The sequence below is a fragment of the Sphingopyxis sp. USTB-05 genome, assembly GCF_023822045.1.
Taxonomy (GTDB): domain Bacteria; phylum Pseudomonadota; class Alphaproteobacteria; order Sphingomonadales; family Sphingomonadaceae; genus Sphingopyxis.
Map to the genome: position 1 here is coordinate 3,793,357 of NZ_CP084712.1, position 15,085 is coordinate 3,808,441.

At 62.7% G+C, this 15,085-nt stretch carries 16 protein-coding genes; 5 read left to right on the forward strand and 11 right to left on the reverse strand.

Features of this window, described 5'->3' with window-relative positions; translation table 11 throughout:
* Window positions 1-217: 217 nt before the first annotated feature.
* Window positions 218-994, reverse strand: a complete 777-nt coding sequence (locus KEC45_RS17535) for a transglutaminase family protein (protein ID WP_062175979.1) — start codon at window positions 992-994, stop codon at window positions 218-220.
* A gap of 60 nt (window positions 995-1,054) precedes the next feature.
* Here KEC45_RS17535 and KEC45_RS17540 point away from each other — a divergent pair, with 60 nt between their 5' ends.
* Window positions 1,055-2,308, forward strand: coding sequence for an MFS transporter (locus tag KEC45_RS17540; RefSeq protein ID WP_152682250.1), 1,254 nt, complete (start codon window positions 1,055-1,057; stop codon window positions 2,306-2,308).
* On the opposite strand, the gene KEC45_RS17545 is transcribed toward KEC45_RS17540, so the two are convergent.
* On the reverse strand, window positions 2,281-3,042 hold the full coding sequence (locus KEC45_RS17545; protein ID WP_062175976.1) for a molybdopterin-binding protein: 762 nt from the start codon (window positions 3,040-3,042) through the stop codon (window positions 2,281-2,283). The two genes, KEC45_RS17540 and KEC45_RS17545, sit on opposite strands and share 28 nt — an antisense overlap.
* Before the next feature lie 102 nt (window positions 3,043-3,144).
* Between KEC45_RS17545 and KEC45_RS17550 the strand changes: the two genes are divergently transcribed.
* On the forward strand, window positions 3,145-3,783 hold the full coding sequence (locus KEC45_RS17550) for a glutathione S-transferase family protein (protein WP_062175975.1): 639 nt from the start codon (window positions 3,145-3,147) through the stop codon (window positions 3,781-3,783).
* 1,017 nt (window positions 3,784-4,800) lie between these two features.
* On the opposite strand, the gene KEC45_RS17555 is transcribed toward KEC45_RS17550, so the two are convergent.
* Window positions 4,801-4,983: a hypothetical protein gene (locus KEC45_RS17555; protein WP_062175972.1), complete on the reverse strand. Its 183-nt coding sequence runs from the start codon at window positions 4,981-4,983 to the stop codon at window positions 4,801-4,803.
* A gap of 285 nt (window positions 4,984-5,268) precedes the next feature.
* On the reverse strand, window positions 5,269-5,997 hold the full coding sequence (locus KEC45_RS17560) for a Bax inhibitor-1/YccA family protein (protein ID WP_062175970.1): 729 nt from the start codon (window positions 5,995-5,997) through the stop codon (window positions 5,269-5,271).
* 166 nt (window positions 5,998-6,163) lie between these two features.
* Here KEC45_RS17560 and thpR point away from each other — a divergent pair, with 166 nt between their 5' ends.
* Window positions 6,164-6,781: an RNA 2',3'-cyclic phosphodiesterase gene (thpR, locus tag KEC45_RS17565; RefSeq protein WP_083435871.1), complete on the forward strand. Its 618-nt coding sequence runs from the start codon at window positions 6,164-6,166 to the stop codon at window positions 6,779-6,781.
* Here thpR and KEC45_RS17570 read toward each other — a convergent pair.
* A complete protein-coding gene (locus tag KEC45_RS17570) occupies window positions 6,688-7,179 on the reverse strand; it encodes a low molecular weight protein-tyrosine-phosphatase (RefSeq protein WP_062175965.1) in 492 nt (163 codons plus the stop codon). The genes thpR and KEC45_RS17570 overlap by 94 nt on opposite strands.
* Before the next feature lie 107 nt (window positions 7,180-7,286).
* Between KEC45_RS17570 and KEC45_RS17575 the strand changes: the two genes are divergently transcribed.
* Window positions 7,287-8,885: an MFS transporter gene (locus KEC45_RS17575; protein ID WP_062175961.1), complete on the forward strand. Its 1,599-nt coding sequence runs from the start codon at window positions 7,287-7,289 to the stop codon at window positions 8,883-8,885.
* A gap of 90 nt (window positions 8,886-8,975) precedes the next feature.
* Here the strand turns inward: KEC45_RS17575 and KEC45_RS17580 are convergent, their stop codons facing one another.
* The 6 genes from KEC45_RS17580 to KEC45_RS17605 all read right to left on the reverse strand — a co-directional run bounded on the left by KEC45_RS17580 (window position 8,976) and on the right by KEC45_RS17605 (window position 13,897).
* On the reverse strand, window positions 8,976-9,518 hold the full coding sequence (locus KEC45_RS17580; RefSeq protein WP_062183216.1) for a superoxide dismutase family protein: 543 nt from the start codon (window positions 9,516-9,518) through the stop codon (window positions 8,976-8,978).
* Between the two features lie 156 nt (window positions 9,519-9,674).
* Window positions 9,675-10,328, reverse strand: a complete 654-nt coding sequence (locus KEC45_RS17585; RefSeq protein ID WP_062175958.1) for a glutathione S-transferase family protein — start codon at window positions 10,326-10,328, stop codon at window positions 9,675-9,677.
* Window positions 10,329-11,257: 929 nt separating this feature from the next.
* A complete protein-coding gene (locus KEC45_RS17590) occupies window positions 11,258-11,683 on the reverse strand; it encodes a biopolymer transporter ExbD (protein ID WP_062175955.1) in 426 nt (141 codons plus the stop codon).
* Window positions 11,684-11,718: 35 nt separating this feature from the next.
* The gene (locus KEC45_RS17595; RefSeq protein ID WP_037517271.1) at window positions 11,719-12,240 is read right to left on the reverse strand and encodes a biopolymer transporter ExbD; all 522 of its coding nucleotides are present in this window, start codon (window positions 12,238-12,240) and stop codon (window positions 11,719-11,721) included.
* A gap of 129 nt (window positions 12,241-12,369) precedes the next feature.
* Entirely contained in the window at window positions 12,370-13,182 is an 813-nt protein-coding gene (locus KEC45_RS17600; protein WP_193749069.1) for a MotA/TolQ/ExbB proton channel family protein, read from the reverse strand.
* A 58-nt stretch (window positions 13,183-13,240) separates the two neighbouring features.
* Window positions 13,241-13,897, reverse strand: coding sequence for an energy transducer TonB (locus tag KEC45_RS17605; RefSeq protein ID WP_062175952.1), 657 nt, complete (start codon window positions 13,895-13,897; stop codon window positions 13,241-13,243).
* Between the two features lie 340 nt (window positions 13,898-14,237).
* Here KEC45_RS17605 and KEC45_RS17610 point away from each other — a divergent pair, with 340 nt between their 5' ends.
* Entirely contained in the window at window positions 14,238-15,047 is an 810-nt protein-coding gene (locus tag KEC45_RS17610; protein WP_238586510.1) for a hypothetical protein, read from the forward strand.
* Window positions 15,048-15,085 lie beyond the last annotated feature (38 nt).

Here is a 15,085-nt window from a genome sequence, read left to right on the forward strand (position 1 = left end):
TTTAAGTACAGTACTTACGGGGGCTTTTTAGGGGGCCTCCAAATTAGCATCGGACTGAATGACTAGCCTTCCCTTCGGTTCTTGCGATTATTCGATTCCCTTCACCCGCTCCAGCTTTCGTAGCGCTTTGCCACGCTAAATTGCGATCCGCGAAAGCCCGGCCGACCTTGCACAGCGAGGATCGACTGTATGGCTTTGCCACGACGGACCGTTGGATTTATGCCCTCGCCACCGAGACCGACTGGCTAACGAACGCAATATCGCGATAAGCCGTCAGGAAGGATATGTCGGCTGCATCGCGACCGACGCAGATGCGCGCCATCTCCGACGCACTCGCCATGCCTGTCGCATCGACCAGGTGCCAATCGCCGTCCAGATAGACCTCGGCGACGGCGTGAAAATCCTGCGGCGAAACGCGAAGTGCATAAGCGCTGGCCATCCGCGCCGGAATATGCGCGGCGCGGGCGAGTGCGATCATCACATGCGCATAGTCGCGGCACACCCCGCGGCGCTCGACGAAGCTGTCGAGGGCGCCGGTCTCCGAAGTGCTGGAACCCGAAACATAGGTGAAGCGGCTTTCGATCCAGTCCCGCATTCGGCCGATCTTCGCCCCGCCCTCATGATCGCCGAAGCGGCGCTCAACAAAGGCGTGGAACTTGTTCGACGGGCAGTAGCGCGATTCGTTGAGATAGGGGATCGCCTCGGCCGGTAGACGGTGGAGCGGCACCGCGGCGAGCGAGCGAAAGTCGGTGTCGGGCCGGTCGATCTCCACCCGCGCGCGATATTCGGCGCGGAGGCTTCCCTCGGCGCGCAGCCAGATCGGCTCGCAAATGCCATCCGCCGCGGGAACGCGCGCGATAAATTCGGGCGTGCCAACGTCGAGCGAGGCGTCGAGGATGCGCTGGCCATGGCCATTCGCCGCCTCGATCTGCAGCATCAGATCGACGGGTTCGGACAGCCGATAATTTAGGGAGGCGGAAATTTCGAGTTTCATCTATCGGCAACGCATGACGGAGGGTTCGGTGGCGCTAGGGACAGCAGAAAGAAAGAGCAAGTGACGCCGGCGCGGACCATCCCGTTCATTGTCGTGACAATCTTCATGGACGCGGTCGGCTTCGGCATCATCATGCCGGTGCTGCCGCAGCTCGTGATGGAGGTCGGCCGGATCGACCTGCCACACGCGATCGAGGTCGGCGCGTGGATCGGGCTCGTCATGGCGGTTGCGACCTTCCTTGCCTCGCCGGTACTCGGCAATCTGTCGGACCATTTCGGGCGGCGGCGCGTGCTGCTGCTCGCGCTCGGTGGGCTCGCGGTCGACTATGCGCTGCTGACGATCGTCGAGACATTGCCATGGCTGTTCATCGCGCGCGCCTTGTCGGGCATCTTCGGCGGCAGCTATGCGGCAGCGCAGGCCGCGATCGCCGATATCACCAAGCCGGAAGAACGCGCGCGCAACTTTGGCTTCGTCGGCGCCGCGTTCGGCGTCGGCTTTGTCGCAGGCCCCGCTATCGGAGGGTTCCTTGGCGAGATCAGCCCTCGCGCGCCCTTTGTCGCCGCCGCGATCCTTGCGGCCGCCAATATGCTCTATGGCTATTTCATCTTCCCCGAAACGCTGTCGCCCGAGCGGCGCCGCCGCTTCGACTGGCGTCGCGCCAATCCGCTCGGCGCATGGAAAACGATGCGCACGCTGCCCGGCATGGACGGCGTCGCGGGGGTGCTCGTGCTGTGGCAGATCGCAAGCCTTGTCTATCCGATGACGTGGAGCTTTTATTGCATCGCGCAGCTCGGCTGGACGCCGGGGATGATCGGCGCGAGCCTTGCCGCGGTCGGCGTAATGATCGCGCTGGGGCAGGTTTTCGTCGTTGGCCCCGCGGTTGCGCGCTTCGGTGAGCGCGACGCCGCGACGCTCGGGATTCTCGTCGCGGTTGCGGTTTATGTCGGTTACGCCTTCACGACCTCGACCATCGGCGCCTTTTTGCTGCTGATCCCCGTCGCCCTGCAGGCGCCGGTGCAGCCGTCGCTGATGGCGATGATGTCGCGCCGCGCGACGGCGGAGACGCAGGGCGAGGTGCAGGGGATTTCGGCGATGGCGATGGGGCTCGGCCAGCTGTTCGCACCCCTGCTGCTCACCGGCACAATGGCCTATTTTACCGCCGACGGCGCGCCGGTGCATTTCCCGGGCGCGGCATTCGTCGTTGCGGCGATCTTTGGCCTGCTCGCCATCCTGATGCTCCGCCGCCTGCCGCGCGCGACGCGGACGAGCGAAGATGAGGCGGCCGATCAGATACCGCCGTCGGTCACGGCATAGCCGAGCGCCTCGAAACCTGTCGCCAGCATCGCAACGCACGCCGCCACTTGCGTCGCATCGGTCGAGCGGATGACGAAATTCGCGCCGGTCTTGCCTTCGCGGAAGAAGGGATAGCTGCCGATCGCAACGCCGGGATAATCCTTTTCCCCCTGCCGCAGCAGGTCGGCGATTTCGCTTTCGGGCGCCCACGCCCCGATCGTATGCGCAATCAGCGGCGCGCCGCCCTCAAGCTCACCAGTCAACGCGTCGAGCATGCCCGCGGTGATGTGCGGCACCCCCGCCATCACGAACAGATTGCCGATGCGGATGCCGGGCGCGCCCGACATGCGGTTGGGGATCAGATCGGCGCCGTCGGGCACGCGCGCCATGCGCAGGCGCGCCTCGGTCAGTTCGGCACCACGCGCGGTATAATATCGCTCGAGGATCGCGCGCGCCGCCGGATGGATCATAACGCCGACGCCGAGCGCCTTCGCCACCGCGTCGACGGTAATGTCGTCGTGCGTTGGACCGATGCCGCCGGTGGTAAAGACATAGTCATAGCGCGCCCGAATCGCGTTCAGCGCATCGACGATCTCGTCCTCGACATCGGGGACGATGCGCACTTCGCGCAGGCGGATCCCCTGCACTTCGAGCCAGGTCGCGATCTGCGACACATTCTTGTCCTGCGTGCGGCCCGAGAGAATCTCGTCGCCGATCACCAGCACGGCGGCGGTCCATATGCGTTCGTCGCTCATGCCTTTGCCTTAACCCGGAACGATGACAAAACAAGCCCGATGGATCATCGCAATCGTTCCTGATATGTTCCACCCGAATCACGCTGATATGGGAGAAGCGCAATGGCCGACGAACTGATTTTCTTCACCAACCCGATGTCGCGCGGGCAGATCGTCCGCTGGATGCTCGAAGAGGTCGGGGCGCCATATGAACAGCGTATTCTCGATTATGGCACGACGATGAAGGACTCAGAATATCTGGCGGTCAATCCGATGGGCAAGGTTCCCGCGATCGTTCATGACGGCAAGGCCGTGACCGAATGCGCTGCGATCTGCGCTTATCTGGCCGATGCCTTCCCCAAAGCCGGCCTTGCTCCCGATGTCGCCGACCGCGCCGATTATTATCGCTGGCTGTTTTTCACCTCGGGCCCCGTCGAGCAGGCGATCACCGCCAAGCATTTCGGGGTCGAGCCCGACACAGAGCAGCAGCGCATGGCGGGCTTCGGCTCGCTTCCCGCCGCGCTCGATGCACTCGAAAGCGCCGTCGCGGGCAAAGCCTTTGTTGCGGGAGATCGCTTCAGCGCCGCCGATGTCTATGTGGGCAGCCAGATCGACTGGGGCCTGCAATTCGGCACCATTCCGTCGCGTCCGGCGTTCGAGGCCTATGTCGCGCCGCTTCGGACACGCGCTGCGTACAAACGTGCGAAGGAGATCGACAACGGCCTGATTGCCGAAATGCAGGGAGCTGGCACCGCCGGATAGGACTGCAAAAGCCATCGTCTCTGAGGGGCTGTTTTGGGGTGGGGAGCTGTGTCATTGCCCTCTTTGGACATCGCCCGGCTGGATCCGGATCGGATCGGCGCAAGGGCGGCGCAATATTCCAAAGTTCAGGAAAGTTCAGCCCTGTGAGCGCCCCGATTTGCAAGTGGCGGCGTGCAGGATGTGCGCGGCACGTCCTATCATGGTCGTAACCGTAAGCCGGGCCGCGACCGCTTTTTGTTCACCGAATGAAAGAGCCGGATGAAGGCTGGCACGGCCGGATAATGTAGGAAAGACCTTTTTTTGAAGGCGATGTCTGTTTTGGGGTGCACATCCTTATCTAAAGCTCCCGCTCGTTACCCACCGTTCGTCATCCCGGGCTTGACCCGGGATCCCGCTTTTTGACGCGCTCACTGGCTTCGACTTCAAGCGGGACCCCGGATCAAGTCCGGGGTGACGAGGATATATAGGGCAGCTCCCGGTTGCTTCCGGCCATTCCATCCTCATTGACCGTGAACGGCGGATATGGGGTGGAGAGCGGACATGTCGGTGGGCGACGGCGAAGCCCGGCAGCGGACCTAAAATTAGCGGTCCTCCTTGTGCCGGGAGTGATAGCGAAGACGCTTCATCTCGTCCTTTCGATTGGATTTGAACCAGATTGTCCGTTGATCAGGTGTCATTTCTGCGGGCATCGTCCAAGAGCAAGCCTCAAATATTTCATCAGCCATTCGACCAGCTTCCGAATTCGACAACGGCTTTTTCGCCCGAAACAGTTGCTTCGTTGCTTCGGCTCCCGTGCATTGCGAGAAATCGACAACCCAAGGTAGCGGCGTAGTTGCGTTAGCAACAAGCGGAAGGATTGCGACCACTGCGGCGAAAGAGTTTGAAACCCAGTTCATAGCCATCTTATCGGACGATCGACGGCATTTCGGCAAGCCTTGGAATGCCCCAATAGCAGCAATCGGTCGTTTGCCGCCCTTGGATCCGGATCGGGAGCGAGTGTTGGAAACGACGCGGAATCTAGGCTTTCAGGTCGGTGACGAACCCGCGCCAAATCAGCGCCAAGTTCAAAAATGTAAATCCACCAAGAACTGCAGGCCAGTTGCCCCCGAAACCTCCGTCAGCCCATTGCAGGCCTAGGCCTATCAGGATGCTTACGTAAGCAATCCCAAACAATATCTGTTCCGCTGTCGACAGATTCATCGCCGGCCTCCTTAGCGGGGACCATTATGCATAAGTTCGATGTCTGCAATCGGTCGTTTCCGGACTTCGACATCCCGGGCTTGACCCGGGATCCCGCCTTTTGAGGCGCCCACTGGCTTCGACCTCAAGCGGGACCCCGGATCAAGTCCGGGGTGACGACGAAAGATAGGTCGGCTTCCGGCCGTTTGCTGCCGTTACGACCACAACCTACAGGGCTCCTCAGCCCAAAAAAAGAGCCCGGCGAACGCTTCGCCGGGCTCTCTCGGTTCGTGTCTGTCCGACCGCTTAGTCGCGGCTGCCCAGCAGGTTGAGCAGGAAGGTGAACATGTTGACGAAGTCGAGATAGAGCGTCAGCGCGCCCATGATCACCGACTTGCCGACAAAGTCGGTCCCGCGGACATAGAAATACATGCTCTTGATCTTCTGCGTGTCATAGGCGGTGAGGCCCGCGAACAGCAGCACGCCGATCACGCTGATCGCGAGGCTGAGCGCGCTCGACTGCACGAACAGGTTGATCAGCATCGCGACGAGGATGCCCACGACGCCCATGATCAGAAAGGTGCCGAAGCCCGACAGATCCTTCTTGGTGGTGTAGCCATAGAGGCTGAGGCCAAGGAAGGCTGCCGCGGTCGCGAAGAAGGTCGTTGCGATCGACGATGCCGTAAAGGCGAGGAAGATCGTCGACATCGACAGACCCATCACCGCCGCATAGACCCAGAACAGCGCCTGTGCGGCACCGGTCGAGAGCTTGTTGATGCCGAAGCTCAACACCAGCACGAAGGCCAGCGGTGCGAGCGCCACCACCCACATCAGGGGGCTGCCGATCAGCGAGGCGGTAAAGCCGCTGTTATACGCCAGCATCGCGACGATGCCGGTGAGCAGCACGCCCGAGCCCATATAGTTGTATACCGACAGCATGTACGACCGCAGGCCGGCATCGACGGCCTGGTCCATTGCGTTCGCGCCGGCGCCAAAACCGGAAGCCGCCATATTGGGGTCGTTCCAATTCGCCATTTTTCATCTCCATAACCGGCCAGCCCATACCGGCCGTGGATAGTAATATCGGGGGTTTGCCCTCTTGTTTCAAGCGAAACCGGACATCAGCAATATTCCAGCAATATATTAGCTTGTCTGGAAGTTGGGGATCGCGGTTCCTGTCGGCACCGCTATGCTGTCAGCCATGTCCAAGCACCGCCTGTTCGTCGCGTTGCGGCCGCCGCGCGCGATCCGCGACATATTGATCGCCGCGATGCACGGCATAGCCGGCGCACGGTGGCAGGATGACGAGCAGCTCCACCTGACGCTACGCTTCATCGGCGAGGTCGATCACCATCAGGCCGAGGATATAGCGGCGGCGCTCGGCGGGCTTTACGCGCCCACGGTCACAGTGCGGATCGCGGGTGTCGACCTGTTCGAACGGCAGGGGCGGCCGCACATGGTGTGGGCGGGAGTGGAACCGCACGAAGCGCTTGCGGCGCTGCACCGCAAGGTCGACCAATTGCTCGCGCGCGTCGGCGTGGCGCCTGAAACGCGGACATTCATGCCGCATGTCACACTCGCCCGGCTCAATCGCGGATCGGGCCCGGTTGCGCCGTTCCTGGCGCTGAACAGCGATCTTGTGAGCGCGGACTTCGCTTTCGACCATGTCACGCTCTACGAAAGCGAGCTTGGCCATGGCGGGTCGCGGTACCACCCCGTCGCGCGTTATCCGCTGGGCAGCGAGAATTCGGCGACAAGCGCGGCCGCGACGGCGTCGACGTCGTCCCAAGTCGTGGCAAAGCCGTCGTCCGCGCCATAATAGGGATCGGTGACGCCCTGTCCGCCGCGGCCGGGGAGCAGATCGAGCATCAGCCGGAGATCTGCGGTCGCGTCGGCCGGGCGGATTGCGAGAGCGTCGCGCAAATTGCTCTTGTCGGCGGCGAGTATCAGGTCGAAGCGGTAAAAATCTTCGCGTGACAATTGGCGTGCGCGCAGGCCCGATATGTCGATGCCGCGGCGACGGGCTTCAGCCTGCGCGCGGCGGTCGGGCGCACGACCGACATGCCAATCGCCGGTTCCCGCCGAATCGAGCGTCGCGTCGATGCCGGCGCGTGCGAAGGCGGCGCGAGCCGCGCCTTCGGCAAGCGGCGAACGGCAGATATTGCCGAGGCAGAGGAAAAGGATGGCGGGCCTCGCAATTTCTCCATTGCCTCGCATATCGATATGCCTCCCCATAAAGTTGAACCGACTTTCAACTTGCGCCTGTGCCCGGCTCTGCTAGCCATGCTGCATAACAGATAGAGGGTCAGGGAGAGGGTTGCCAGATGGCCGAGACCGCCAGCGAGAATGTCACGTCCGGTGCGCCGGTTCCGGCCGAACCGAAAGCCACCGGATATAGCTGGTACGTGCTGTCGGTACTCGTCGTCGTCTATATCCTCAATTTCATCGACCGGCAGATCATCAGCATCCTGGCCGTCGACATCAAGGCCGACCTTGGCCTCTCCGATGGCGACATGGGCTTCCTCGGCGGGGCCGCCTTCGCGGTCTTTTATGCGCTCTTCGGAATCCCCCTGGGCCGCCTCGCCGACAATTGGAACCGCGTCCGCCTGCTGTCGATCGGGCTGACATTGTGGTCGGCGATGACCGCGGCATCGGGTTTTGCCTATAATCAGGTCAGCCTGACCCTCGCGCGGATGGGGGTCGGCGTCGGCGAGGCGACCGCCAGCCCGACCGCCTATTCGCTGATCTCCGACTATTTTCCCAAGCGACAGAAGGCTACGGCGCTCGCGATCTATTCGTCAGGCCTCTACCTCGGCGGCGGGGTGTCGTTGTTCATCGGCGCGCTAATCGTCGAGGCATGGAACCGGAATTATCCTGCGGGCGGTCCGATGGGGCTCGTTGGCTGGCAGGCGGCATTTCTTGCCGTCGGCGTCCCCGGACTGCTCCTCGCGCTTTGGGTTGCCAGCCTTCGCGAACCGGTGCGCGGCGCGATGGACGGCGTCGCAAGCCCCGGCTGCCCGACCCCCTTTCGCGAGTTCGGCAAGGATCTGTCGATGATCGTCCCGCCGCTGACGCTGTGGGGTGCGGCAAAGCGCGGTCCCGCGGCGCTCGCAATCAACATCGGCTTTGCCGTCGCAATCGCCGCCTTCGCCTGGTGGATGATCCGCCTGACGGGCAATTTCCCCCAATGGTCGGCGGTAGCGCTTGGCTATTATGCGGTCTTTTCGTGGGCGAGCGCGCTTCGTGCCCACGACCCGGCGACTTTCCGGCTGATCTGGGGCACGCCCGCCTTCATCTGCACGACATTGGGCTATGGCCTCGTCAGTCTCGCCGCCTATGCGATCGCCTTCTGGTCGGCGCCCTATGCCGAAATCGTGCTGGGATTGCCCAAGCAGGAACTCGCCTTCATTCTCGGCGCGAACGGCGCGGTCGCGGGTTTCGTCGGGGTGATCCTGGGCGGCCGCCTCGCCGATCATCTGCGCGCGAAAAATCCGGCGGGTCGCATCCTGATGATCATCTTTGGCGTCGTCGCGCCGATCATTCCGATCTGGATCGGCTACACGACCGAAAATTCGACGCTTTTCTATGTCATGAATTTCCTTGCCGGCATGTTTGGTGCCGCCGCACTCGGCGCAGCCGCGGCGACGACGCAGGACCTCGTCCTGCCGCGAATGCGCGGCACGGCGACCGCGGCCTTCTTTTTGGGCACCACGCTCGTCGGCCTGTCGTTCGGCCCCTATATGGTCGGGCAGATCTCTGACCTGGCGGGAACGATCGTCGATGGCAAGCCGGTCGGCGACCTGCGCACCGGCATATTGTCGCTGATCGGGGTTGCGCCGATCGCGCTCGGCCTGCTGCTCTATGCCTATCGCGCGGTGCCCGGCGCCGAAGCGACGATCGCCGAACGCGCGGCGGGCGCCTGACCCTTCGGTCGCGACGCCCGCCAGACGAATCGATCGGGTCTTACGCTCCGCCACCCCCGCCTAAGCAGGAGCGGCTAAGGGGAAGCGCTTTTACTTCGCGGTCTCTTTGACGATCACACCGCACGCGACGCGGCCGCCGCTGTTGCCGCTGGGGTCTGTCTTGTAATCGTCAGGGCCGGCGTGGATCACAAAGGCCGCACCGTCGGCGTCGAGCAATCCGCCGTCGCCCTCAAACCGCGAACCGACCAGGCGCAGCGTCGCACGGCCGATCTGGTCGGGTTCGATGACAAGGTTGGGGAGGTCGCCATGATGCGCACCCATCGGATTGTCGCGGCCATGCTGGACGCCGGTCGGGTTCCAGTGCGGGCCCGCGCTGGCGAAATCGGGCGCGTTGCACTGGCCGACGGCATGGACGTGCATGCCATAGGTGCCAGGCGCAAAGCCGCGCGCAACGAGTTCGATGCGCAGCCCGGTCGTGTCGCGGTAGATGTCGGCACGGCCGCGGTCGGCGCCCTTATTGTCATAGAGCTGGGCATAGGCGTCGGCGGGGGGCAGCGTCGTCGTGGATTTCTTCCCCATTCCGGCGCAGCCGGCGAGCACGAGCGCCCCGATAACAACGGCCCCCTGGGCCATGATCTGTTTCCGGCGTGAACCCATCGTCATCTTGCTGCTGCTCCCTATCGCAAAGTCTGAATCAGAACGTCGCGGCAGCGCGTTTCGATCCCGGTCCGTCGACGATGCCCGCAATCGCCGTCAGTTCCAAGGGCATAAGTCGGCATCGACCATCATTCATTCGGCGAAGGGGGCGGATTCGATCGGGTCGGTTGCTCGCAAAAGATCGTGGCCGGTCAGACGATCCCACCATCCTTGCAAGGCCGTGTGGCGCGCAAGCGCGGCCCTTCCCTCCTCGACACGCACGAAATAGTCGATCATCGGCGCAAGGTGCCAATCGGCAAGCGTGATGTGCCGCCCGGACAGGATCGCGCCCTCCGCCGCGACTTTGTCGAGGAAAGATAGCACTGGCTTTGACGCTGCAAGACCCGCCTCGACCTCCGCCCGGTCGGATTTCTCGCCCACGAACGGGCGAAAGAAGCCGTGCGACGCCACCTGCCGAACCATCGGCCAATAGCCATAGGCGTCGAGAACCGCGACGAGCTGGTCCATCCGCGCAAGACCCGCAGCATCTTCGGGCTGAAGCGACGGTCCCGCGAAGGCGCGATCGACGTAACGCGTGATCGCCCCTGTCTCGAAGAGGCGAAACTCGCCATGGGTGAGCAAGGGGACTCGGCCGAAGGGGTGCAAATCGAGATAGGCGTCGGGCAGTTTATCGAACGGGTCGACCTCGACCATCTCATGCTCGACATTCTTGGATAGCAGCGCCAACCGGGCGGTCCGGCTGTAAACGCTGTATCGATAGCCATGAAGATGAACCCGGTCCGGCATCTGTCCCTCCGCGCTATCCTGTGTTGGCTAAAAGCTATTGGGCGGGAGGGCAATGGTGGCGGTGAATAGCCGCTTTTGGGTGGGGAGCTGTCATTGCTCTCTTGGACATGGCCCGGCTGGATCCGGATCGGAACGGCGCAAGGGCGGCGCAATATTCCAAAGTTCAGGAAAGTTCAGCCCTGTGAGCGCCCCGATTTGCAAGTCGCGGGGTGCTGGACGTGCGCGGCACGTCCGATCTTGGTCGTATCCGTAGGCCGGGCCCCGACCAGCTTTTTGTTCACCGAATGAAAGAGCCGGATGAAGGCTGGCACGGCCGGATAATGTAGGAAAGACCTTTTTGGAGGCGATGTCCGTTTTGGGGTGGGAAGCGGACATCCCATTTTCGTCATCCCGGGCTTGACCCGGGATCCCGCTTTTTGACGCATTCGCTGGCTTCGACTTCAAGCGGGACCCCGGGTCAAGCCCGGGGTGACAATATGGAGAGGTCCGCCCCGACCCTTCCCGTCATTCCATCCAGATTGGCAGTGAACGGCGGATATGGAGTGGTGAGCGGACGTTTGCTACTATGTTGTACCCCGGCGAAGGCCGGGGCCCAGGGCTCTGGAAAGCCGAGCTGTGCGGATTGCCGCCCTGGACCCCGGCCTTCGCCGGGGCACACATTGCCGTCGTTACTGTCCGGTCGTTTCTTCGCTCTCGTCATCCCGGGCTTGACCCGGGATCCCGCTTTTTGACGCGCTCACTGACTTCGACCTCAAGCGGGACCCCGGGTCAAGCCCGGGGTGACGAGGAGAGAATCTGGCAGCTTCCGGTCGACATCGGACATTTCGGTTCGATGCAGACCCGGCCTTCACAGTCGACGCCGCCAAAAAAAAAGGGCCGCGAATTGCTTCGCGGCCCCATGTTTTTTGCCTGACGGCCCTGATCGAAGATCAGAAGACGCGGGCGTATTGCTCGTTACCGACGAAGCCCAGCTTGCCGACGCCGCTGCGCTTGATCACCGCCATGACATTGTCGACGACGATATAGCGTGCATAGGGGTCGGGCTGGACCTGCAGTTCGGGTTCGACCGGCAACGCCTTGGTCTGTTCCAGATACTGCGCCAGCTGAGCGAGGTCGACCGGCGAACCGTTCCAGGTGATCGTTCCCGCGGGATCGATCATCACCTTGTTCTTTTCGGGGTCGACGTTGCTCTGGCTGTCGGTCGGGACCGGCAGGTCGATCTTGACCGCGTGGGTCTGGACCGGGATGGTGATGATGAACATGATGAGGAGCACGAGCATGACGTCGATGAGCGGCGTCGTGTTCATGTCCATCATCGGTTCGTTTTCGTCCCGATCTCCAACTGCCATGGACATGCGATTATTCCTTCGTTCCTAAACGGAGCGCGCCCTTACAGGCGGCCCACCGTACCCGAACCAGGAGCCGGTTCCGAAATGAACCCGATCTTCTGGAAGCCGGCATATTGCATCGTGTAGATCACGCCACCGATGCACTGGTACGGCGTGTTAACGTCGCCGCGGATGTGCACTTCGGGGAAGTTTTCCTCGGTGATGTTCTGCGGACCGCCGATATCTTCGAGCAACTGCTCGAGCTTCTTCTGTCCACGTTCCAGCAGCTGCTTGGAATCCACCGGGGTCTGACCCCAATATACTTCACACGCCGTGCTCTCGGGGTTGGGCTCGCCGTCACCGTCGGTATCAGCCGAACGGATCGACAACAGCACATTCTCAGGCTTCGTCGTCGTCACCTCAAACGCCACGTCGGGCAGCTTCAGGTTCACCGTCTCCAACACCACGGGAACCGTGATGAGGAAGATGATGAGCAACACAAGCATGATGTCCACGAGCGGAGTCGTGTTGATTTCGGACATTGGGGCGTCTTCGCCGCCCTTGTCGCCTACACTCATCGCCATAGGATTAGCATCCTGTCACAAAATTTCTGTCACGGACATCGGGACGGCGTGCCTGGGCCCGCCTTCCCTGTCCAGCGGACCCCGCCTTGTCGCCGCGTGACGACAAAGGCGGGGATCCAGTAGACCCTATTAGGCCTTCTTCGGTGCCGCAGCCGGAGCAGCAGCCTTCGCCGGAGCGATCGAAGCCGGCTTCACCTGGCCGTTCGACATGATCGAACCGAGAACGTCGTTCGAGAAGGTCGACAGACGGCGGGCGATCGCCTTGTTGCGGCTCTGGAGCCAGTTGAACGCGAGCACCGCGGGAACGGCCACGATCAGACCGATGGCGGTCATGATCAGAGCTTCACCGACCGGACCGGCGACGGTGTCGATCGATGCCTGACCCGACGCACCGATCTTCACGAGGGCGCGAAGAATACCGATAACGGTACCGAACAGACCGACGAACGGAGCGGTCGAACCGACGGTCGCGAGGAACGCGAGGCCCGAGTTCAGCTTCGAGTTGATGTGGTTCTGCGAACGCTCGAGCGTGCCGTGCATCCAGTCATGCGCTTCGACGGGGTCGGTCAGCTTGTTATGCTCTTCGTTGGCGCGCAGACCGTCTTCGACGACCTGACGATAGGCGCTGTTCTTTTCGAGCTTCGAAGCGCCATCGGCGAGCGTCGGGGCGCGCCAGAAGTTGGCGTCGACGGCCTTGCCCTGGTTCATCACCTTATTCTGTTCGAACAGCTTGGTGAACAGGATGTAGAGCGTGCCGACGAACATGATCAGCAGGACGAGGAAGGTGACCTGCGAGACGATGCCGCCTTCGCACAGTGCGGGAACGAGACCGTAGGGGCTCGCGCCTTCTTCCTTCACGCACATCGCGGCGGGCATCAGGCTGAGCCCCGCGTCGTGGGCCGGTGCAGCCGCAGCGGCGGCATTTGCGATCAGATTAAACATACTGGAAAATCCCTCTCAAAATATTCGATAAGTTTCGAAACACAGATCCGTCGCGCGATCAGCGCGGAATCTGCCAACGGATACGATTGCTGTAGGTGCCGCCCGTGGGGTTACCCGCGCGATCCTTGCCCGGATTGAACCGGCCACGGCGCTGGATAAGCTTGCAGGTTTCGGCATCGAGGTCGGCATGGCCGCTCGACGAGGTCACGTCACACGAAGTGATGCGGCCGTCGGCGCCATAAGTGACGCGGAACCCGGTGGTGCCTTCACGCTCTTCGCGCATTGCACGGGCCGGATAGTCGTCGTTCGTCGCCCAGCGACCCGGGTTGCCCTTTGGCGTACCGGCGGCGCTGAGATCAGGCGTCGGCGGCGGCGCAGGCGGTGCCGGCGGCGTATAGACGGGCGGGGGCGGCGTCGGCGGCGCCTTCGGCACCGACTGGACCGTATTGGTCGTAACCGGCGGCGGAATCGGCGACGGCGGCGTCACAACCGGCGGCGGCGGCGGCAATTTATTGTCCGGCGGCGGCGGCGGCGGGGGTTCCTCCGGCGGCGGCGGCTCTTCAACGTCCACCACATCCAATTTTTCGGCGAGTTTCTTGACGATACTGATATTCAAGCCGTTAACCAGGCCGTAGCCCAGAACCGCTGTAAGCAGACCAACCAAGACAATCGCCACTACCCTGTTTTTAGGGTCGACATTATCACCATAAGCCATTCAGGGACGACGCTCCTTGCTAGATCATCCTGACACCAATTCCCAACCATCGGGACGGTTGCCAAATGCCCGGATGATTTCCGATGCGTTTTCACAGACCCGACGGCGCTGCATCCGGCTTATTATGTTTTTGCCGGACACTTCGGGCACGTCCTATCGCGGTGGCGGCACATTCGCAAACCCTTTATCAGCGGTTAATGTGCCATGTCCCATGATAGGGATTTCAACGCCGATAACGGTGTCATAAATGACGGAAAGTGGATCGATCATGCGCCTCCCCCACCCGGCCGCTATCGCCGGCATTCTTGCCTTAAGCCTTGGAATCCCCGGCGTTTCCGCAATGCAGGCGCCGATCGCTGCGCCGACCGCCAGCCCGTACAGCTATGCCGACATCGCCGATCTGGCGACCGCGGCGCCGATCGCCCTGCACGCGCGCATCTATAAGGCCGCGGCGCTCAAAACGGCACAAGCGCCCGGAGTCGCGGCCGGTCGCGCCCGATTCTATGTCGAAGCCGACGTCGTCAGCCTGATTCGCGGCAAGGGACCCCTCGCATCGCGAATCTCCTATCTCGTCGACCTGCCGCTGGACGCGAAGGGCAAGCCGCCGAAGCTGAAGAAGAAGCAGCCAGTCCTGCTCTTTGCCCGCCCCGTCGCGGGCGCGACGGCAGGAAGCAGCAACACCGGCAGCGTCCAGCTGATCGCGCCCGACGCCCAACTGCCATGGGATCCGGCGACCGAGGCGCAGCTGCGCGCGGTGCTGACCGAACTCGTCAAGCCCGGCGCGGCGCCGGCGATCACCGGCATCGCCAATGGTTTCCACGTTCCCGGCACCCTGCCCGGCGAGGGCGAAACACAGCTATTCCTCAACACCAGCACGGGCGAGCCGGTGTCGCTGACGATCCTGACCGCAGCCGACGGATCACGGCGCTGGGCCGCGGCATTCGGCGAGATCGTCGACGGGTCAGCCGCGGTGCCGCAGCGCGATACGCTGGCCTGGTACCGGCTCGCCTGTGGGCTGCCGCGCCAACTTCCGCTCGGCAAGCTTGCGGGCACGGCACCCGAAGATCGCCGAAAGGCCGCGTCGGATTATGGCATCATCCTCGGCGCGCTCGGCGAATGCACGCGCACCCGCAAGCCGCCGGTGAGTTAGTTGGGATAAAGTTCTGCTTCGGCGCACCTAAGGCGCGC